Annotated in this window: 20 protein-coding genes; 4 read left to right on the top strand and 16 right to left on the bottom strand. The window is 42.9% G+C overall.

Annotated features, from left to right (window positions below; genetic code table 11):
* Positions 1–5 precede the first annotated feature (5 nt).
* Positions 6–2,168, top strand: coding sequence for a hypothetical protein (locus IJ00_RS05070; RefSeq protein ID WP_035150675.1), 2,163 nt, complete (start codon positions 6–8; stop codon positions 2,166–2,168).
* Positions 2,169–2,331: 163 nt separating this feature from the next.
* On the opposite strand, the gene IJ00_RS05065 is transcribed toward IJ00_RS05070, so the two are convergent.
* Positions 2,332–3,531 carry a Coenzyme F420 hydrogenase/dehydrogenase, beta subunit C-terminal domain gene (locus tag IJ00_RS05065; RefSeq protein ID WP_035150673.1) on the bottom strand — a complete coding sequence of 400 codons (1,200 nt, stop codon included), beginning with the start codon at positions 3,529–3,531 and terminating at the stop codon, positions 2,332–2,334.
* A 228-nt stretch (positions 3,532–3,759) separates the two neighbouring features.
* Positions 3,760–4,797: a hypothetical protein gene (locus IJ00_RS05060; protein ID WP_035150671.1), complete on the bottom strand. Its 1,038-nt coding sequence runs from the start codon at positions 4,795–4,797 to the stop codon at positions 3,760–3,762.
* A gap of 952 nt (positions 4,798–5,749) precedes the next feature.
* Between IJ00_RS05060 and IJ00_RS05055 the strand changes: the two genes are divergently transcribed.
* Complete coding sequence (locus IJ00_RS05055; protein ID WP_035150669.1) at positions 5,750–7,195, top strand: glycoside hydrolase 100 family protein; 1,446 nt, start codon at positions 5,750–5,752, stop codon at positions 7,193–7,195.
* 268 nt (positions 7,196–7,463) lie between these two features.
* Here IJ00_RS05055 and IJ00_RS05050 read toward each other — a convergent pair whose 3' ends face one another.
* The 11 genes from IJ00_RS05050 to IJ00_RS05005 form a co-directional block, all read right to left on the bottom strand.
* Positions 7,464–8,651, bottom strand: a complete 1,188-nt coding sequence (locus IJ00_RS05050; protein ID WP_035150667.1) for a phosphoserine transaminase — start codon at positions 8,649–8,651, stop codon at positions 7,464–7,466.
* A gap of 158 nt (positions 8,652–8,809) precedes the next feature.
* Entirely contained in the window at positions 8,810–9,571 is a 762-nt protein-coding gene (locus IJ00_RS05045) for an MBL fold metallo-hydrolase (protein ID WP_035150666.1), read from the bottom strand.
* 3 nt (positions 9,572–9,574) lie between these two features.
* Entirely contained in the window at positions 9,575–10,174 is a 600-nt protein-coding gene (locus tag IJ00_RS05040) for an aminodeoxychorismate/anthranilate synthase component II (RefSeq protein ID WP_035150664.1), read from the bottom strand.
* A gap of 109 nt (positions 10,175–10,283) precedes the next feature.
* The gene (locus IJ00_RS05035; RefSeq protein WP_035150662.1) at positions 10,284–10,760 is read right to left on the bottom strand and encodes a diacylglycerol kinase family protein; all 477 of its coding nucleotides are present in this window, start codon (positions 10,758–10,760) and stop codon (positions 10,284–10,286) included.
* A 135-nt stretch (positions 10,761–10,895) separates the two neighbouring features.
* Positions 10,896–11,417, bottom strand: a complete 522-nt coding sequence (ybeY, locus tag IJ00_RS05030) for an rRNA maturation RNase YbeY (RefSeq protein WP_035150660.1) — start codon at positions 11,415–11,417, stop codon at positions 10,896–10,898.
* Positions 11,418–11,437: 20 nt separating this feature from the next.
* Entirely contained in the window at positions 11,438–11,593 is a 156-nt protein-coding gene (locus IJ00_RS27535; protein WP_082127259.1) for a DUF3285 domain-containing protein, read from the bottom strand.
* Between the two features lie 143 nt (positions 11,594–11,736).
* Positions 11,737–12,856, bottom strand: a protein-coding gene (gene prfB, locus IJ00_RS05025) for a peptide chain release factor 2 (RefSeq protein WP_144415986.1) whose coding sequence is annotated in 2 segments (ribosomal slippage) — positions 11,737–12,783 and positions 12,785–12,856 — 1,119 coding nt in all. Because the reading frame shifts where the segments join, the coding sequence is not laid out codon by codon here.
* A 267-nt stretch (positions 12,857–13,123) separates the two neighbouring features.
* Positions 13,124–13,792, bottom strand: coding sequence for a class I SAM-dependent methyltransferase (locus IJ00_RS05020; protein WP_035150656.1), 669 nt, complete (start codon positions 13,790–13,792; stop codon positions 13,124–13,126).
* Positions 13,793–13,954: 162 nt separating this feature from the next.
* Entirely contained in the window at positions 13,955–15,031 is a 1,077-nt protein-coding gene (locus IJ00_RS05015) for a fatty acid desaturase (protein WP_035150653.1), read from the bottom strand.
* Between the two features lie 166 nt (positions 15,032–15,197).
* Positions 15,198–16,253 (bottom strand): fatty acid desaturase, encoded by a 1,056-nt coding sequence (locus tag IJ00_RS05010; protein ID WP_035150651.1) that lies wholly within the window; start codon positions 16,251–16,253, stop codon positions 15,198–15,200.
* 222 nt (positions 16,254–16,475) lie between these two features.
* Complete coding sequence (locus IJ00_RS05005; RefSeq protein ID WP_035150649.1) at positions 16,476–17,291, bottom strand: acyl-CoA desaturase; 816 nt, start codon at positions 17,289–17,291, stop codon at positions 16,476–16,478.
* Between the two features lie 86 nt (positions 17,292–17,377).
* Here IJ00_RS05005 and IJ00_RS05000 point away from each other — a divergent pair, with 86 nt between their 5' ends.
* Positions 17,378–18,610, top strand: coding sequence for a methionine gamma-lyase family protein (locus IJ00_RS05000; RefSeq protein WP_035150647.1), 1,233 nt, complete (start codon positions 17,378–17,380; stop codon positions 18,608–18,610).
* 55 nt (positions 18,611–18,665) lie between these two features.
* Here the strand turns inward: IJ00_RS05000 and IJ00_RS04995 are convergent, their stop codons facing one another.
* Positions 18,666–19,034 carry a DUF2237 family protein gene (locus tag IJ00_RS04995; protein ID WP_035150645.1) on the bottom strand — a complete coding sequence of 123 codons (369 nt, stop codon included), beginning with the start codon at positions 19,032–19,034 and terminating at the stop codon, positions 18,666–18,668.
* A 267-nt stretch (positions 19,035–19,301) separates the two neighbouring features.
* On the opposite strand from IJ00_RS04995, the gene IJ00_RS04990 reads away from it, so the two are divergent.
* Positions 19,302–20,153: a hypothetical protein gene (locus IJ00_RS04990; protein ID WP_035150643.1), complete on the top strand. Its 852-nt coding sequence runs from the start codon at positions 19,302–19,304 to the stop codon at positions 20,151–20,153.
* A gap of 113 nt (positions 20,154–20,266) precedes the next feature.
* On the opposite strand, the gene IJ00_RS04985 is transcribed toward IJ00_RS04990, so the two are convergent.
* A complete protein-coding gene (locus tag IJ00_RS04985) occupies positions 20,267–20,590 on the bottom strand; it encodes a hypothetical protein (RefSeq protein WP_035150641.1) in 324 nt (107 codons plus the stop codon).
* A 171-nt stretch (positions 20,591–20,761) separates the two neighbouring features.
* The gene (locus IJ00_RS04980) at positions 20,762–21,259 is read right to left on the bottom strand and encodes a globin domain-containing protein (protein ID WP_035150640.1); all 498 of its coding nucleotides are present in this window, start codon (positions 21,257–21,259) and stop codon (positions 20,762–20,764) included.
* Positions 21,260–21,458 lie beyond the last annotated feature (199 nt).

Genomic DNA, 21,458 nt, shown 5'->3' with positions numbered 1-21,458 from the left:
CAGCTGTGTATTGTCATTCTCTTTGGATTGTTGGCTCTAGCCATAGTGGTAAAACTACTCGCTTAGTGCAAGAGATCACCAACTTAATCAAGGTCGGGCAAAATCATCAATCATTCTATCGAATAAACACTTCACAACCAAATATTGTCTCAGAGAAATTTACACAACCTCCATCCCATCACTTACAAATAGAGCATACAGAACTCAGTTTGCTAGTTTTGGCAGCCAATGATGATAATCGACGAGAACTCGCTGATCGAATTGTCACCGCAGGTACTGGTAAATATCCAGCTAGATGTAAAACTCCCCTAGGATTTTTTCAGGATGAAGTCATTTTATTTTGGCCCCTTTTAGTCGAGTTATTATCTTTAAAAGCCCAGTTCCCTGTACGTTTACGTCCAGAAACAGAGCAAGAATTGGCTACTGAGCTTTGGCATCCCCACTTAGATGATGATATCCTGCGACGGGCAGGAGTGAATGAGTCACGGTTAGTCCGCAGGATATTAGATTTATTTCAACTAGCTGCCTATAGTGGCACAGCTGGGGATGAGATTGGGAAAATTTTAACAACTGCTTTACCCCAGGATGAAGACAACCCCAATTTAGAGCCAGAGTTTTTGGTTGATTTACTCCTAGGTTGGCGAACTTGGTGCTTAGAAAGGGGATTTCTCAGCTACGGGATAATTACTGAGTTGTATTATCAAAATCTCTTAAAAAATACCCAGTATCAGGAGAGTCTGCTGCGACGATATCAGGGTGTAGTTGCCGATGATGTACAAGATTATCCGGCGGTGACTAGAGACTTGTTAGAGCTGCTTCTTGAGCGGGGTGGGGTGGGAATATTTAGCTTTAATCCTGAAGGGGTAGTGCGTTTGGGATTGGGAGCTGATCCCAATTACTTAGAAGGTTTAGGAAGCCGTTGCCCTAGGGAGATTTTACCACCAGCCCCTGGGAATAGCTTGGCTAGGAGATTGACAGTACCCATCCTAGAGTTAATGCGGGAATCATTTACGACATCAATTTTGCCCCCAGATTTGGTGAAATCGATTCAAGAGACATCCCGCGCGCAATTATTACGGCAAACAGCCGAGGCGATCGCCCATGGGGTAAATACCCAACAGGTAGCCCCCCAGGATATAGTGATTATTGCTCCAGGTTTGGACGCGATCGCCCGCTATACCCTGACAGAAATCCTCAGTAAACAAGGTATCACCCTGGAATCCCTCAATGACCAACGTCCCCTGATCACCTCCCCCGTGATTCGAGCTTTACTTACCCTCCTATCCTTAATTTACCCCGGTTTAGGTCGTCTTCTCGACCGGGATACCGTAGCTGAGATGTTGGTAGTCTTAGGGGGAAGTGAGACAGAGGGGGAAACCTCCCGTTTACGCATCGATCCCGTCAGAGCAGGTTTAATCGCTGATTACTGTTTTAAACCCCATCCCGAACATCCTCACCTTCTACCTGTAACTGCCTTTGAACGTTGGGATCGCCTCGGTTACACAGCCAGCACCACCTACAGCCAAATTCTTTTATGGTTGGAAGATATCCGTAAACAACAAGAACAAAGGTTACTCGCTAACCCCATCGTTGTTCTCAACTCAGCAATTCAGCGCTTTATTTGGAACGGTAGTAATTTAGCCTATGAGCAACTTGCCGCCCTACGGGAATTACTGGAAACTGCCCAACATTACTGGGAAATTGATACCAGACTGCGACAATTCGCCCACCCATCTACCAAGGAAACATTAAGGGAATTTATCCAGCTTCTACGTCGGGGAACCGTCACCGCTAACCCCTACCCCATGCTACCCCTGGGGAAAAACCGCAACACTGTCACCTTGGCAACCATCTTTCAATACCGCTCTAGTAGACGCTCCCACCGTTGGCACTTCTGGCTGGATGTCGGTTCCCCCCTCTGGGCAAAGGGAGGTGCTGCAACCCTGTTTGGCGCTCCTTTTTTCCTGCGTCATCGACTGGGGAAACCCTGGACAGTGGAAGATGAACAAAGATTAGAACAACAGCGCCTGGAAACAATTATCGCCGACTTACTTCCACGGGTATCAGAAAGGATATATCTCTGTCATAGTGACTTAGCTGTGAATGGGCAAGAACAATTAGGTCCCCTGTTATCCCTAGTTAACTCCCTGGTACTGAGTAATGAATAAATGGGGCGATCGCCAACAGGAAAAACCAATCACCCATAACTATTGCATAATTTGTGATGGGTAAAAAATATGTAGTGGAAGCGTCTCGCTCCCTAATTTTAGGAAATGGGCAAGATGTCCACACTACAATATCAATGCGATCGCCAACAGCTTTATCAGAATCCTAATCTGGTAATTTATACTGCCGCACAATCCGCTTGGCAAATTCGGGAACATGCGCCGCCAGTTTTTCCGGGTAATTACGTTTTACGTATAAATAATTGCGGGTGAAATGAGAATCTATGGAAAATCGCGCATATTCTAAACCCTTGGGACCAATTTTCTCAATCACTACCCCCATGAGTTTTGCCGCCCACATTGGCAGGGTGACACCTTTATCATAGGCAGGTATACTTTGTTGCACCGCAGCTTTTCTGTCTCCCTGGGACATCACAGGTTGGGTATTGATTTGGTCTTTGATTAATTCCAACATCTCCTTCCCTGTATCATTACGCACCATAATCCACTGCCAACCGAAGGGAGCGCCCATGTACCCGACAACAATATCAGCTAAGGAATTAACGTAGTCAAAGCAACTCATACAGGAAGGGGCAAATACATCCTTGAGTTCCTTAGTATTCAAACCGAAGAAAGGAACCAATTCCACCGAACCATCTTCATGTTTGAAATGGACACGAAAATCTTGCATGAATTCGTAATAGACAACGGTGTCTGGCGATCGGCTAGTGGTATCGAGGAATTTTTGTAAGCCAGCACGGGTAACATTATCTACGCAGGGAGTACCCAGAACATAGAGTTTTTCTAATCCCAATTGCTTTTCTACTGCTCGTAAAGCTTGAATTTGACAACCAACACCAATCACTAAAAGGCGTTTCATTCCCGACTCTTCTATCTGTTCGAGAATCGAAAGATTGGGGGAGAGGGTTGGCTTATTTACCCGTGCTGCCAGTATTTCTTCCGGGGTACGAGCAATGACGGGCATGGGTTGAAATCTATCTTCCTTGGTATTTTGCACGCATACCACCCCTTCTACCATACCCCGATTTAGCATCTCAATTGCCAAGGAACTGACGATACCTGTCCATTGTGCGCCGGGAATCGGTTCTTTTTTCCGTGCTGCCATCATTTCTTGATGAACACCGAAATATAGCTCGTCTGGGTTGTCTAAATCGCGGGTGCGTTGGTGGGTTTGGGTTTCCAGATTATCAAACTGTTGATTAATAAATGCACAAGCTTCCTTGACATAGTGAACATAATATGTATCACATAATCCACATTCACTGCATAATTCCTTGGCAGGGCGACGACTACCAGGTTTGAGGGCTTTGGCTTTTTTGTGTTTGGGAAATTCTACCGAAGTCATTAAAATTGCGTCTGTAAATAACGTAGAGGCTTTCTCTCACAATATCTCAGAGATTAGCACCAAATAAACCTCACAGTTGTTGATGGGATGACTTGAAGAGTCGAATGGTGGGAATTTCCTTTGGTGAAATGGCTACTGTCGTTGTATTTGCAGGTTGGGTAATTTATTTGACATGGGCTTGGAAATTTGAGGTAAGTGCTGCCAGGGTGTAGCAGATAAATACCCTTATCAATATCCTAAACGTGAGCGCTGTTGAAAAAATAATTGCCACATTCCTTGAGTATAGGGTTGTAGTAAATCTAAATACTCAGAACTGACTTTTCTCTGCAATTCCTGAGCCAATAATTGACACCAAATTTCTATCATTTCCCATTTAATTTCTAAGCTTTCCATAACCATGGTACATAGGGGTACTAATTCTTCCTGGATAGGCTTGAGACTCCCTTCTAATAAGCATAAACATATATATGCTTGAAACATATTTAAATCACGCAAGCAGGAATGATAAATATCCGGATTTGTTAAGTAGCCTCTACGACTTTGATGGTGGGGTAAAAGTTGTACAAGCTGCTGATAAATAACCAGAGCATTTGCGGATGCATGAGACATAATTTCTTGAGCTAATCTCAATTTTGGTGTCATCACTTCATACTGAGATGCCGCAGAGCAAACACGTTGCCAGGGGATAGCAACTTGCTCTTCCACAAAATCTAGATAGGGTTTTAATAATACAGCTTCAACCGGAGATAATTTACTGATGATGAGTTGATTTGTAAAGTTTAGTTGGGTTGTCATAAACCCTAGACAGCGCCAATCTTTTGATACTAAATGTTGCTCTTGAAAAACGATAAGTATAGGTTCTAGAGCATAGGCAAGGTCAGCGATCGCCGTAATTCCCCAATTGATGCCATTATCTGTTTTATGAGAATTTAATGCTTGCTTTTGATAACAATCTAGAAGCTTTTTATAAATTCTAAAAGTAAAGTGAGTGATTCTTCTAGCTTCCTGTAAATCTATGATATTGGAAATATAATTATACAGCTTGCCAGTCTGAATCCATGCCATTTGACAAATAATATTTAAGACACTATCTTGAAATTTATTAACCGTCAAACTTCTACCTTCAACTGACGCGGCTTGCAATAATAAATAGGATGCATCTTCTTGTCGTGCTAAGGGGGCAAAGTCCACCCGATAACGCTGTACCCAGAGGTGCAACATATGTTCAGATGAAGGACTATTTGTCACTTGCAAAGCTTTTAACATAATCTTGATTTTTTCTCAATGCGAATATTATCAACTATCACAAATATTTTTCCAGTTCACAAAGATTGTGATAAACCTCAACTTAGTCTCAATCAAAGAAAAAGTTGATGTTTCAATTAAAAGTATAAAAGCTTATAGGATAATTCCGTGATGCTTGTCACTCAAACGAGTATAACCAGTATCTAATTCTACTGCTGCGTTATGACCTCACACAAAAGATGTAGTCAATCAGGGGAATATGTCACAGGTAGATTAGGAGGAAGACAACTGCTCACTCCTCGCTGTTCACATATTTAACGTTGATTATAAACTCTCTTCACGCCGAGTAACACAGCATAGGGATTTATGACTGTAACTCCCAAGCAATCACCCATCCGAGAGAATTTAATCTTCTATTTATAAAAACTCTCTCAGGGATGGTTTTGTAAATTGCATCTTTGAGAAATATTACCTAAGCTAGAATGTAGTTTTCACAGATGTATGAGGAAAAAGCAAAACTTAGTTGCATATTCTGGGAAATCGTCAGAAATTCCGATCGCAGTTAGGTGACAATACATTTTACAGTCTTTGTAATCATACTGTGCTTAAGTAAAATTACTGATACAATACCGTGTCAAAATACTTAAGGCAAGAATATTTGTGAAAATATATACTTGTTGGCTCCAGAAAAAATCAGACTGTTAAATAAAATCATCTTCACCTCAAAAGATATTTGATACGAGAAAAATCAGTAATTGTATTTATCTCTAAATATCAGGTGAAAAATATCATCAAAAATCGCTGGAATTTATCTTAATAAAACTGTGATCTCTATGACGATTAGATGATTATTATATGTGAGAAAAAAGCATAATTTTGCTATTCACAAAAATTTAATTGTTATGATGAAGATAGCTGAATAAAGTAGGGCGCATCTACCAAAAGTCATATACTTAAAGGAGTTATTCTAGCAATGCAAGTAGAAGACTTGGTGACAAATAACAAAATTGAAACAGAAGCTTGGGAAGCATTGGATAAATCAATTCTCTACTATCGCGGAGTTCCTGTGGGAACTTTAGCTGCTGTTGATAGTACAGTAGAATCACTAAACTATGACCAATGTTTTATTCGAGATTTTGTCTCTTCTGCTTTACTTTTTTTAATTCAAGGAAGAACAGATATTGTCCGTAACTTCCTAGAAGAAACGTTAAAGTTACAACCTAAAGAAAAAGCATTAGATGCTTACAAACCTGGTCGGGGTTTAATTCCTGCTAGCTTTAAAGTTATCAGTGAAAATGGTGAAGAATTTCTAGAGGCAGATTTTGGAGAACACGCGATCGCCAGGGTGACACCTGTAGATTCTTGTCTCTGGTGGTTAATATTATTACGTGCCTATGTGGTTGCCACTAAGGATATTTCCCTCGCACATCAACCTGAATTCCAAAATGGTATCAGGTTAATCATGGAACTTTGCTTGGCGAATCGGTTTGATATGTATCCGACGCTCCTAGTTCCCGATGGTGCTTGTATGATTGACCGACGTATGGGTATTTACGGTCATCCCCTAGAAATTCAAGTATTATTCTATGCTGCCATGCGTGCCGCAGGGGAATTACTGATTTGTCAAGGAAATCAAGATATAGTAACTGCCATAGATAAACGTCTACCTTTGTTGTGTGGTCATATTCGTCAACACTACTGGATAGATATTAACCGTCTGAATGCAATTTATCGCTTTAAGGGTGAAGAATACGGCGTGAAAGCTGTTAACCTGTTTAATATTTATGCAGATTCCTTGCCCTACTATGAACTAGATAAATGGCTACCTCGCAAAGGTGGTTTCCTTGCGGGAAATGTCGGACCATCCCAGTTAGACACCCGCTTTTTCTCCTTGGGAAATCTGATGGCGATTATTTCTGACCTTGCTACAGAGGAACAATCCCAAGCCATTATGACATTGATTGAGAAGCGTTGGGATGACTTAGTTGGGGATATGCCAATGAAAATTTGCTTCCCTGCTCTGGAGAATCAAGACTATAAAATAGTTACTGGTTGTGACCCCAAAAATATTCCTTGGTCTTATCATAATGGTGGTAGCTGGCCCGTTTTAATGTGGATGCTGGCAGCTGCGGCAGTCAAAACTAAGCGTTTGAATTTAGCCGAGAAAGCTATCGAAGTCGCTCTGTTTCGTTTAAGTGGTGACGAGTGGCCCGAATACTATGATGGTAAGAAAGGAAGACTAATTGGTAAGCAAGCGAGAAAATATCAAACTTGGACGATCGCCGGCTTTTTATTGGCTAAGGAATTGTTAAAAAATCCCCAGCATTTACCCTTAGTTAGCTTCGACAAATTACCCTCAGAGTTGGTATCTCGTGCCTGTCAGTTAGAGTTTAATAGTATTGACCCTGTAGCTTCCTAATTTGGAAAATAGCATCAGTTCTGGGTAAATCAGTCAATAATCCCAACCCCCACTTGCTCTCAGTAAGTTGGGGTTTTGTAATATTACTTACAATACAAAGTTAAAAATATCTTGAGCAGTATTGAACCAGAGGCAGAATCCTAGGGAAGTTTGCAGGGAAAGGGTAGGCATAAACTATTTCCTTTCGCTCACGCGGGCAAGATGCCCGCACTACAATTATTTGATGTTTTTACCTTTCCCAGACTTCCATCGGAATCTAATTTTTGTTCTAAGCAGTAGTGGAAGGGACAGCGAGGGTAGCTTTCACGCTAGCATATGCCCAATCTAACCAAGGTAATAGAGCTTGGATATTTGCAGTTTCCACCGTCGCACCACCCCAAATCCGTAAACCTGGAGGTGCAGAGCGATAGGGAGCGATATCATAGGCAACCCCTTCCTTTTCCAGGAGTTTAGTCATTTTCTTGGCACAATCTGCCTGTTGTTCGGGGGTGAGGGTGGTAAACCAGCTATCGGTAATTTTCAGGCAAATCGAAGTACAGGAACGGGTTTCCGGCTTTTCTGCGAGGAAATCAGCCCAATCACTCTGCTCTACCCATTGGGCGATCGCCGCTAAATTTCCTTGACTGCGCTCAATTAAACCTGGCAATCCCCCAATACTTTCTGCCCAATGCAAACTATCTAGGGCATCTTCCACACATAACATAGATGGTGTATTAATTGTGTCACCCTTGAAAATTCCCTCAATCAACTTACCCTTCTGTGCCATCCGGAATAACTTCGGTAGGGGGCGGGGTGGTTGGTAACTTTCCAAACGTGCCACTGCCCGTGGTGACAGAATAATCACACCGTGCTGGGCTTCTCCACCGAGAACTTTTTGCCAAGAATAGGTGACGACATCTAATTTATCCCAGGGTATATCCATGGCAAAGACTGCGGAGGTAGCATCACAGATAGTTAAACCTTGGCGATCGCTGGCAATCCAATCTCCATTAGGAACACGCACACCGGATGTTGTCCCATTCCACAGAAACACCACATCATGGTCAAAATTCACCGCCGATAAATCTGGTAAGCTGCCGTAGGGTGCTTTCATCAAATTCACATTGGCTAGTTGCAATTCATCGGTAACATCTTTGACCCATTCCTGACCAAAGCTTTCCCACGCCAAGATATCAACGGGTCGTTCTCCTAGCAATGACCAGAGTGCCATCTCCACCGCTCCCGTATCCGAAGCCGGGACAATACCGAGACGATAGTCAGCAGGGATACCAAGAATCTGCTTAGATAATTCAATAACTGACGCGAGTTTCGCTTTACCATCAACCGAACGGTGCGATCGCCCCACACAAGCATCACTCAGATTAGTCACTGACCAACCAGGACGTTTTGCACAGGGACCTGAAGAGAAATGCGGATTTTGGGGTTTAGTTGCAGGAGGAGTAAGAGACTCGGACATGAATAATGTGGAGATTGTGTTAATAATAAATATTCAGGCTTTTACATAATACCAAGAGTTCGGGAATCATTAATCAAAATCGCCACTACTGAAAGAACCCCAATTTCCACCGGAATTAGGGTTCTACAGGTAATATTGCCAATGATTTCAGCCAATCTTTAAAACTTATAACTCAAAGTCTGTACCGTGGGATTAGCTGGCAACTTATTGCTACTCAGGGTGATGCTGTCACCACTGCTGCGACTAATTGCTACTCCTTGCATCAAATTCAGAAAATCATCTACAGGGGAGATATCACAAGCAGTATCTGCTGCTGCTGTGCGGTAATGGGTGGGAATCGTAATTTTGGGATTCAGGACTTGCATTGCTTGTTTTGCCTCTGCGGCATTGTAAGCTTTTACACCTCCACCTACGGGAATTAAAGCCACATCTGGACTACCCATGAGAATTTTTTGCTCAATGGAAATCGGTGCTGCTGCTCCTCCCAGATGGACAATCTTAATCCCTGCTTGTTGCCATCGCCAAGCTGTATTATTCCCAAACTGTCTACCACCTTTGCGATCGTGGGCGATCGCCACCCCTTGAAATTTGATTCCCGAAAATTCGTAAACCCCCGGTTCATAAATTAACTTGGGACTTCCTGGTAGTCCATCCACCGCTCCCTCGTCTAATAATTGACTACTAATTAAGACTAAATCAGCTGCCACCTTCGGGGGACGATACTTGGCAGTACAACCAAGAGTCCGAAAAGGATTGACCAAAACTCTAATACCACCACCAGTGAATAGAAAGCAGGTATGACCTAACCACTGGATTGATAATGAAGCGCTAGATTTAGCATCCACTGGGAACGGCAAACCTGTAACTAAACTAGTTACTAAACCCGCCCCAGCATAGCCCAATAACTGCCGTCGTTTCATCAATTACTCTCTCGACTGTAACTGTTCCAGAAAGTTTCTTAATAACTGTTTACCTGAATTAGTTAAGACACTCTCTGGGTGAAACTGGACACCCTCAATATGAGGATAGTTCCGATGTCGTACTCCCATGATGGTGCCATCTGCAACCCAAGCAGTGATTTCCAACACTTCTGGACAAGTGTCACGGTCAATCACCAAACTATGATACCGGGTTGCGGTCATCGGATTCTCGATTCCCCGAAAAACACCTACACCTGTGTGGGATACGGGGGAGGTTTTACCGTGCATTAATTCGGGAGCAGAAACAATTTTCCCACCAAATACCTGACCAATGCTTTGATGTCCTAAGCAAACACCGAGAATCGGTAACTCCGGTCCCAATTTCTCAATTAAATTCAAGGAAACACCTGCATCTTCTGGTCGTCCAGGTCCTGGAGAAATTACAATACCATCGGGTTGAAGAGCGCGAATTTCCTCAATCGAGATTTTATCATTGCGAAAAACTTGAATTTCTGCCGCTATGGGGAAATCTGCTGCCAATTCCCCCAGATACTGTACCAAATTGTAGGTAAAGCTGTCGTAATTATCAATGACTATCAGCACTAATATTCATCTCCTCGCTGCGATAGAACTCCTTTCCGCTACGCTATGCTCGCACATCCTGCACAATACTATTGTGTTTGATTGTCCGCAAATCAGGTGACAGATATACCTACTGTATCAATGACATCCCGAAGACAAACAAGGGTGGTAGTAACAAAATAGCTGCCACAATAATCGCGACGAATGCTGCAACTAACACCGCGCCCGCAGCACAATCCTTGGCAATTTTCGCTAAATCGTGATAGGTCTGTTTTACAGTTAAATCAACTAGAGACTCAATCGCCGTATTAATTAATTCTAATGCCAAGACTAAACCACTGGTAATGGTAATAGTGGCAATTTCCACTGGTCGCAACCGCAACACAAAACTTAAAGTTAGTGCCAACACAAATACAGCCACATGAATCCGGAAGTTACGCTGGGTTTGAAAAGCATAAGCAATACCACACCATGCGTATTTAAAGCTGATAAATAAATTACTCGCTACCTGCCAAGATAGCTGTCGTTTATTGTCAACAGCTTTTTCCAAATTATTGGTATTGCTATTGGCTTTGCTAGAAGATTTTGAGGAGACTTGTTGAGACATAGTGATAATTATAAGCGGCAGATTTATAAACTTAAACTTAAGGGATATTTTCAACGCAGATAGCTTTAGTAAATATTCGCTATTAAAGCTTCACATATGTACAATAATTCTTGGTTTTACTCAAAACAAGCAATGCTATTCTAAGTCAATAGTAATACCTACTGACTTCAGTAATATCACTTGCTGTTGCAGCATTTTCATTAAACTGGCTTCGTCAGGATGATCCCAACCCAGCAAATGTAGTAAACCGTGGGCAGCTAACCAAGCTAATTCTGTTGATAAAGAATGTTCTTGTTGTTTTGCCTGTCGTTTGGCAGTATCTATAGAAATGACAATATCCCCTAGATACAAAGGTAAGGAAATCATATCCGGAAGCTGGGGTAAGTCGGTTTCCATTGCCGCAAAAGCCAGGACATCCGTTGGTTTATCCTGATGACGATACTGGGAATTTAGTTCCTGAATTTCTCTGTCATTGGTTAACCTCAGCCCGATTTCGTAGGATAAGGCTGGGGGGATTTCTATTTGCAGTGTTTCTAGCCAATTCTGAAACCAGTTATCCCAAGATTCTAGGGTGACAGAAGTTGACTCATCCTCTGGATTGTCATTTCTCCCTGGGGATGGCTGGAAATTATCTTGAATATATAATTCAACTTGCACTAGCTGTTATTCTCCCAAAGCTAGCGAGTTAAGTAAGCAAGACCAATAAAAACGGCTAATAGCCCTACCGTAGTCAGGGCAAAATGCTTAAAGGAAGTCCTACCCTTTTGCACCATGTTACGCATGGCTAGTTTGACATAACTGGGCTGACGGTCTGGAGAAGGGGAGTCGCTCATGATGATTTGATAACAAACTCTTTTATAAATGTAACAGTTTGTTGAAACAAGAGCTGCCTGTTTGGCAATTTGGTCATGGGTGGCGGGGAATAGGTAATAGGTGACAGAAAAAATCCGCTTCCCTGTTTCCTACTCCCTATTTCCTAGACTGTCGTATCTATCAGTTGATTTTCTTGGCGGAGGTAGGATTGGATGAAGGGATCGATTTCACCATTCATGACATCTGCGATCGCGGTTGTCTCCACGTTTGTCCGTAAGTCTTTCACCATTTGGTAAGGGTGAAAAACATAGTTACGAATTTGGTTTCCCCAGGATGCTTCCACCATATCACCGCGAATTTCGGCAATTTCCTGGGCGCGTTGCTCTTGGGCAATCACTAGCAACCTCGCTTTCAACCGGGCAAGGGCTTTCTCTTTGTTTTGCAGCTGGCTACGTTCTTCGGTACAGCGCACAGCTAAACCTGTAGGGAGGTGAACGACTCGCACGGCAGTTTCTACCTTGTTTACGTTTTGTCCACCCTTACCCCCCGATCGCGACGTGGTAATCTCTAAATCCTTCTCAGGAATGTCTAGTTGCACAGAACCATCAATTTGTGGCATCACCTCCACCCCAGCAAAGCTAGTTTGCCGTTTCCCATTGGCATTGAAAGGGGAAATTCTCACTAAACGGTGGGTTCCGGTTTCTGAACGCAAATACCCATAGGCATACTTACCAGTAATTTCCAGGGTTGCAGATTTTATACCAGCTTCGTCTCCATCGGAAAGTTCGCTTAATTGCACCTTGTAGCCGTGACTTTCTGCCCAACGGGTATACATCCGCAGTAACATTTCTGCCCAGTCCTGAGCATCGGTACCACCAGCCCCGGCGTTAATTGTCAAGACTGCACCTTGGTCATCGTAGGTTCCAGAAAGTAACTGGAGTAGCTCCCACTGTTCCAATTCACGGTTGAGTGTAGTAATAGTTGATTCTGCTTCCTCTAATAGCCCTGCGTCAGTTTCTAGCTCCAACAGTTCCAGTACAGCTCTGGTATCGGCTAAACTGGCTTGCCATTGTTCATACTGTTGTAAGTTGTCCTTGAGGTCATTTAATTCTTGCAGAGTTTTTTGTGCCTGATTTTGGTCATCCCAAAATTCTGGTTGGGCGGCAATTTGTTCTAAATCTTGAATTCTGGCTGTGAGTGCGGGGATGTCAAAGATAGTCCTGGGTTTTACCCAGGCGACTAGACAACGTTTCGATTTCCCGCTTCAGTTCCAATACTTCCATAGTCGTAATTACACAAATATCGCTGCTAATTTTGGTAAGCGATGATTACCTATTGTAACTTGAATTAGCATTTTCTTGTAAGGAGCGATCGCCATATAAAGCTGCATGACAAATAGATCCATCCGACCTAGCTTGAAAAAGCAGGGGATAAGGGGGACAAGGGGGACAAGGGGGACAAGGGGGACAAGGGGGATAAGGGAGAAATAATTAATGCCCAATGCCTATTTTCATCTGTCCTGGTGTACGCAGTTCATGACGGCTACTTCACTAATTATTTCTGGTGAAGGTGACTCGAAATCTCCTGACTGGAGGGGATTCTGATTCATCTAGATAATCTTCAAATCGTTCTAGGGATAAGCCACATTCCACAAATCCCATGACCTCAGCTTGTGTGAGAGGATAGGGTAATTGTCCCGGATCCTCCTGTTCCTCTCTACCTCGACAAATCAACAGTAGTTTGCCTTGGGGAGCAACGAAATTAGCAATTTGGGCGATCGCGCTCCGATGTCTGCTTGGGGGTAATGCTTGAATTGTGTAAGTCTCCAAGACAAAATCAAACCCTTGGTACCATTGAGGTGAGGGATGGAACAAATCCGCCACAACATACTCAGCTAAAGATTCTGGAAAGCGATTTTGACACCATTGAATGGCTGAGGCAGAAATATCAAAGCCGATAGTCTTAAACCCTCGCTGACACAATTCTTCGACATCATCTCCCAACCCACAGCCAACTTTTAACGCTGTCTTGCCTTTTCCTTCTACCTGGTAATTCTCTAACCATTCCACCAGGTTGGGATTTGCCCGTAAATCCGCCCAAGGTACAATCGCTTCCCCCTCCATGGCTTGCCTGTAAAGTTCCTCAAACCATTCCATTGGTTTTCCATCTTGGGTATATTTTGCTGCTAGCATTCTGGCGTAATTTCGATTCTCACTCATCTTGCGCCTGAGTCCAGTAATTCTTGTATTTCATCTTTAGAGTATGGCTGAAACCAATTCCCTCGCCAATACCGACATACCAAATTATTTTTACAAAATAAAAAAAAGGAGCAATATTTTCATCACTCCTTTGCTTACAAAAGTTGTCCTAATAAACGCTAACTAATCAGCACTTAATTGGCTTGGTGGTTGATAGTAAACCTTCTTGCCATTGTCAGGTACAAAATGACAACTAACACAAGAATTCCAGGTTGACTTCCAAATCGGTTCGGATGATTTGCGATAATATTCACCTAAAAGCGGTTTAATTGCCTCTGTTGCTTTCAGCAAATTGTAGTGAGGCATATTTAAAAAAATATGGTGAGCAACGTGTGTACCAATATCATGGTGAATATGGTTGATAAAACCATAATCTCTATCGATGGTGGATAGGGCACCTTTTAAGAAAGTCCATTCTCCTTCACGATACCAAGGAATATCTGCTTCGGTATGGTGTAGAAATGTCACCAAATCTAACCAGATGATGAAGACAATATAGGGCATGGCGTAGTATTTCAACAACCACATTCCACCCCATTGATAGGTGAGGAAACCTAGCAAACCAACCATAGAAATCCAGAGGGTTGTACTGGTGATGATATCCCACTTTTCGGAAGGTTTGAACAGGGGACTACTGGGGAGAAAATGTGAACCTTCTTTGTTGGGAGAGCGTCTGAAGATGTATATGGGATAGGCTAGCAAAAACACATAGTAGCGCCCAATTTTCTGAATTAAAGGCATTTCCTTGTATTGCGTTTCGCTGACAGGATACCAGCTTTCATCATTATCTAAGTGTCCTGTATTCTTGTGGTGGGTGCGGTGGCTAATACGCCAACCATGGTATGGTACAAGAATCGGTGTATGGGATAAATGACCAATTAAATCATTTAACCATTTGTGCTTAGAAAAAGATTGGTGTCCGCAGTCATGTCCAACTACAAATAAAGCCCAAAACATGGTTCCTTGCATTACCCAAAAAATGGGGAAAAAATACCAGGAATCTAAATAAGCGGCAACTGCGTAGAGTAAACCAATAATGAAGATATCACGGAAGAAAAAATATAAAGATTTTCCTACGTTTGGCTCAAAGCATTCTGGGGGAATCGCTGCTTTGATATCTGCTAGGGTAAAGGGTAGCTGGGTTGTTTCTTCAGCTATGGCTGAATTTTGCAGATGCGATGAAAGGGTATTCGATTGCACTTTATTTGGTTTTGAGATGAAATTTGACAAGGTAATCAACGCTCTTGAAAATGCAAGAGTGTTATATATCACTCAAACTGAAATATTTATCAGCTGGCTATTTTTCGGACTATTTTGGTGCTGAGATTTGATATTCCCAGCACTCACTAGTAATCAATTGCCACTATTACTTAGAATTGAAATATTCATTAAAGGACAAATAGCCGGAATCTGTTTGATACAGATGACATTTGTCGGTAATTTGCTTCATTAAAGACCAAGAAAAGCGACATTCTTCATGGAGATATGTACCCCACTTTTCTTTGATGATGCCATGGGCAAGTCGCAAATTATAGGAAGGAATCGCTGTAGAAATATGGTGGGGAACATGAACATTAATGTCATGGCATAGGAATTCTACCCACCGAGGATAATCACAGTGAACTGTACCCGATAGTTGGGCGATCGCCTCATTCCATTTATCTGCCTCTGCAAAGGGAACATTGGGAGATGTGTGGTGAACGTAGGTGAAGGTACTCATCCAGAAATGGTACACCATCCAGGGGATAAACCAGTATTTCACGAATCCCCAGATACCTGTAGTTGCAATCAGAGTCGGAAAGGCGATCGCGGCAAATATTAACACCACGGCGATCGATAATTTCACCTTCCCATGGTCTTTTGCCTTGTATCTATCTAAGGTAAAGTGTACTACCGCCCAATGCCCGACGGAACCAACCCACCACAGTTTACGCAGTATAAATTGTCTAAAAGAAAATTGCCAACCCTGAGCCCAACTTTCATAAACTTCAGGTCTGATGGGATGCCAAGCATTATCCTCATCAAATTTATTCGTATGGGCATGGTGATGATTATGACCTAATCGCCAAGCATGAAACGGGTAAATTAATGGCATAAACATAATATGCCCAACTAGATCATTCACCCAGCGATTCTTGGCAAAGGAGCGATGACCGCAATCATGACCAATTACAAAAAATCCTGTCAACGCTGTCCCTGTAAAAATCCATGCCAGAGGCAAAAGGTACCAAGGAGAAAAAACCAAACTAGCATAGCCCAAAGCAACCAACAAAACGTTGATTACTAGCCCAGTCCATGCTTTACGGCGATTTTTTTGAAAACATTCTTTTGGCAAACTTTTGATAATATCTTTGAGCTTAATCTCAGATTTCCCATCAAAGTTGGCAGCGAGTTCCTGGCTCTTAACTATCGATGTTGTCATGAATTCCTATGCATTAACAGTCTTTTGTGTCAAGACTCTTGAGAAAGGACTTGTCACAAATTTTTGTAACAAAACACTAACGTTTTGGATTATATCAAGCTCAGAGGCTCAATTCACAGTATTAGGATAAATTAGGAAGATTTTGGGGAATGGGGAATAGTTGATCAATCCTTCCCCTGTGTACCCTATGGGCGACTCCTTCCTAGCATCCCAACGCGCAGATTACTTTTTCTCTGCAAGTTTGACATTTGTTGCCAGACCCAGAACTTGCAGTAGTTGAATTGTCATCCAAGTCAAATCAACTTCCCACCATTCCAGACCGTGACGAGCAGAATACTGAAAGGCGTGGTGATTATTATGCCAACCTTCGCCAAAGACCAGAATCGCCACCCACCAGCAGTTAGTGGAGTTATCGCCGGAATCATGGCTGCGGTAGCCGAATTTATGGGTAGCACTATTTACCAACCAGGTACAATGCCAAACCCAGACGATGCGGACAAAAATACCCCAGACGACAAAAGACCAACCACCAAAATACAGAAGTGATAAGCCCAGAGCAAACTGGAGGACAATCATATACTTGTCTAAAAACTGGTAAACTGGGTCGTCGGCAATATCTTTGGTAAAGCGAGGAAGTTCTGCATCATAATCTTTTTGATAAATTAACCAACCCATGTGACTCCACCAGAATCCCTTATTGGAATCATGGGGATCGAGTTGCTTATCTGAGTGCAAGTGATGTAGACGGTGAGTTCCAACCCATTCCGTTGGACCACCTTGGCAAGCCAGGGTACCGCAAATCATGAGAAAATATTCCAGCCATTTGGGTGCTTGGAAACTGCGGTGGGTGACTAAACGGTGAAATCCGAGAGTGATACCTAAACCACCAGTCACCCAGTAAAGAAGCAAAGCAACGCCGACTGCTTGCCAACTGAAATTGCTCGGAAGCAGGGCAAATAGAGCTCCGATGTGTACACCAGCGAAGAAGAGGGTATTTACCCAATTAATTTGACGTTTGGTTGGGGTAGCAATTGTCATGCAGGAACCTGAATAGGGAATGTTCAGCCTAATCTGCGTGATCCGAAAAATCCGCAAATCGTAATTTTTTTGTAAATGAGGGACTGATGAACAGCTTGGAACAGCTGCGGCAAGCAGAACAGGCACTGTTACAGATTTTTTCTGGAATTGACGCTCAGGTCAAGCAAAATCTTCAAAGAGTGCTGAGTGCCTTTCGTCATCATCGCGTAGGGGCACACCATTTTGCAGGTGTATCGGGATACGGTCATGATGATTTAGGACGAGAAACCTTGGATAAAGTTTTCGCCGAAATCATGGGTGCTCAAGCAGCTGCGGTAAGGGTGCAATTTGTTTCAGGAACCCACGCGATCGCCTGCGCGTTGTATGGTGTTCTGCGTCCAGGTGACGAAATGCTCGCAGTAGTGGGCGCACCCTACGACACATTAGAAGAAGTGATAGGTTTACGGGGGGAAGGTCAAGGTTCACTAATAGATTTTGGTGTTAGTTATCGCCAATTGGATCTTAGCCCACAGGGGACAGTAGATTGGCAAGCGTTGAGTCATAGCATCCGTGAAAATACTCGTTTGGTGTTGATTCAACGTTCCTGTGGATACTCTTGGCGACCGAGTTTATCTATAGCTGATATTGAAAAAATAGTTCACCTCGTCAAAGAACAAAACCCGAATACTGTTTGTTTTGTCGATAATTGCTATGGCGAATTTATCGACACCCGTGAGCCAACCCACGTCGGCGCAGATTTAATGGCGGGTTCTTTGATTAAAAACCCAGGGGGGACAATTGTCAATGCTGGTGGTTATGTTGCGGGACGGGCGGATTTAGTGGAAGCGGCAGCTTGTCGTTTAACTGCTCCGGGTATCGGTAGCTACGGGGGTGCAACTTTTGACCAGAATCGTTTGTTGTTTCAGGGTTTATTTTTAGCACCGCAAATGGTGGGGGAAGCGATGAAGGGAACTTACCTCACAGGCTATGTCTTTGACAAGTTGGGTTATGAAGTTAATCCTGCACCTCTAGCACCGAGGGGTGATGTGATTCAAGCGATTAAGCTGGGTTCTCCAGATAAGCTGATTGCCTTCTGTAAAGCCGTACAGCAGCATTCTCCCATTGGTTCCTATCTGGACCCCATTCCCGATGATATGCCCGGTTACGAGAGCCAGGTAGTCATGGCTGGGGGCACATTTATTGAGGGAAGTACCTTGGAGTTTTCTGCCGATGGTCCTTTAAGGGAGCCTTATATTGTCTATTGTCAGGGGGGAACCCACTGGACGCACATTGCGATCGCTCTGGAAGCAGTGATTGAGTCCGTGGGTGAGGCTTCCTAGGGGCGCGAAGATCATAGACTTAGAAGGAGGGCAAAGGGTTAATTACCCTGCTCCCTTAATCTGCGATCGCGTGTTTTTGTAAATCCTCTAGGGAAACATATTCTAGCGATCGCGCATGAGTTGCCCTCAAATTTACAGGAGGAGCCACACCGGCTTCTAGTGCTTCTTGCCACCGACTCGCACACAAACACCAACAGTCACCGGGTTTCAAACCAGGGAAACTGTATGCAGGAACGGGGGTACTCAAATCATTGCCCCGTGTTTTGGTAAAGGCGAGAAATTCTTCTGTCACCCTTGCACAAATAATATGAACTCCCACATCCATAGCTCCAGTGTTACAGCGTCCATCACGCATATAGCCCGTCATGGGGGAAGTACAGCAAATTTCTAGGGGTTCACCGAGGACATTTTTTGCTTCTGTCATCATAGGTAATAGGTAATATTTCGACTAGTTTTGTTACCACAGGGAATAGGACACAAAATTTCAATTCTGTTGTTAATCTAGATGGTAACTACTAAGTTGATGTGCAGTTAAATTGTATAACCGAAAATTTAGAATCACCGGATTGTAAGCATTTTGACTGGATTTAGCACACAAATTAAATACGTACTAGCTGACACAATGAGCCATTAACTGCATTTTCTGACTTGATAGTGTAAAAAAGGGAGCTGTATCTTAAACCTATTCACCATGAATAAAAAAGATATTCGTCAATTAATTAATAAATTAGCAGCCCAGGAAAATAAGTTATCCTCTACTCAATTTATCGCTCCCTGTGTGCAGGGTGGGAAGGTGCGAACACGGGTTGCAGGAATAGTTTATACCTTTTCTCCCCAGCCGAGAAACTTTACAGGGTGGGGAATTTTTCAACATCAGGATGAGAAAATTGCAGTCTTGGTGGAAGAAGCAAGTTTGCCACAAGTTGCTGAGTATTTGCAACAGATGAAAGCTTTACGTTTGCGGTTAGCTTATCCGTTACAGGGGGAAACTTGGTTAGCTTATCCAGTGAATGAGGCAGATATGCGGCAGCGTTGTGGTTATTGTCAACCTGTTGCCGTGCATTTAGTCACAGAAGGGGTAAGATTTGAGCCAGTGATAGGTCGTACCGATGGGGTGAGTTGGTGGTTTGATGAGAGCGATCGCCGTGCAGATCCCCTAATTACCGAGCAACTACGTCAGCACCTCAAGCAAGTCACATCCCCAGAAACCCTGCAATTTTCAGGAATTACACCGGAAATGCGAACAGTATACGACCTCGTTAGCCAGGGAGCCAAGGAGTTTACCGCGATTCGGCAGCAACGCCAGGACGAAAAACGACTCCAACAAGCCCTGGAGATAGCTGGAGGTAGTTTGAATGAGTTTCGAGACAAAAAAGACCATTGGCTAGTGGAATGGACTACGGGCGACGGTGAACGCCATAGCAGCGCTATATCGAAACAGGATTTGACAGTGATGAGCGCAGGTATTTGTTTAAGTGGGGAAGACGCAAAATTTGACCTTCAGTCTTTAGTGGGTGTGGTTGAGGGACGATATGAAGAGTAGAATTTCTGAGTAGTGAGTAATGAGTAGTGAGTAATGAGTAGTGAATTAAGTCTTGAAACCCTTATGGGATAAGAGGCATTTATAATTCACATCAGGCATAATTTACCATTATTCTATGTAAATAAAATCCCACCGACTTTCCCATCCTTAATTGCCATCCGGGCGACAAATTCATCTCCATCATCAGCGAAACTCAGTTTCCATAGATAAATTTGATATTCACTTTGTTTGAGATTACCGAAGTAAGTAATGTCATATCCCTCCGCCATCCGTGGTGCTAGGAGCGAGCTAACCGAGTCAAACATTTCCTGACTAATTCCCGCTTTGTAGTCATCATTTCCAACTGTGAGAAAAAGTTCATAATTGCCTGTTTTTGTGGCATCTAATATTGTTTGTAAACAAGCGATTGTGTTTTCTGAAGGATTTGCCGAAGTCATAGATTATCCACTCCTAAAGGATTTTGGTATTTAAAGTGAAGGATTAAAATAAGTCAAAGGATGGTCAATTAGTAACTTTGCTTCTAATATTCCGCATGAGTTGGTCTAAGTTGCCACTGAAGTCTGATGTTTGACTATGGGTATTAACTAGCACTGCCAGCGAAGTTGCAATCAACCCGATGTCTCAGGTGTGTTAGCTTTTGTTAATCGCTCAGTGAGTTCTCGATCTTCTTGTTGATAAATCGCCTTTTCTGTTTGAATAAAGATGTTTGCTAAAGCTTCATAGGCTTCAGCCCATGCGGCAATAACTTCATCTGTTGCGGCATCTTGCAGAACATCTTTCATTGCCTGTAAAAGCTTTTCGCCAATCAAGGGGTATTGTTCGGGTAATATGCGAGTCTGCACATGGCGATGGGCAATACTTTGTACTGCTGTAGCCAACTGATCTAAGCGATCAATATGAGTTGCATAGGCATAAACAGATGCGGCTAGCTTGTGTGCTTGATCCCCACCATCTAAATGCTGCATCCAAGTAGTTTCAAAGCCAAGTTTATAGTCAGGTCGCTCTTCAAAGGTAATTTGATACATCCGTCTAGTAATTTCTTCGCCTTTTGCTTTAATAATTGGTGCGGTTGCCTTGACAATGTCAATCGTTTTTTGACTAACCATTTTTTAAAATTCTCCTTTTATTGTCAGTATTATAACTGTTGGGGAAATAGGGAATAAATCGTTGTAAATATTATTTTTTTTCGCAGAGGATTGAGGCAGTTTTGATATTCCATGATTGTGTAATATTTGACACTTGCAACACTTTGATGTACTCAATAAAAACTCTCATGATATTTCTCTGGGGATATTTATCACGATC

Source organism: Calothrix sp. 336/3, assembly GCF_000734895.2.
Taxonomy (GTDB): Bacteria; Cyanobacteriota; Cyanobacteriia; order Cyanobacteriales; family Nostocaceae; genus 336-3.
The sequence above is the reverse complement of the archived record's forward strand: the minus strand, read 5'-3'. Positions and strand labels throughout refer to the sequence as shown.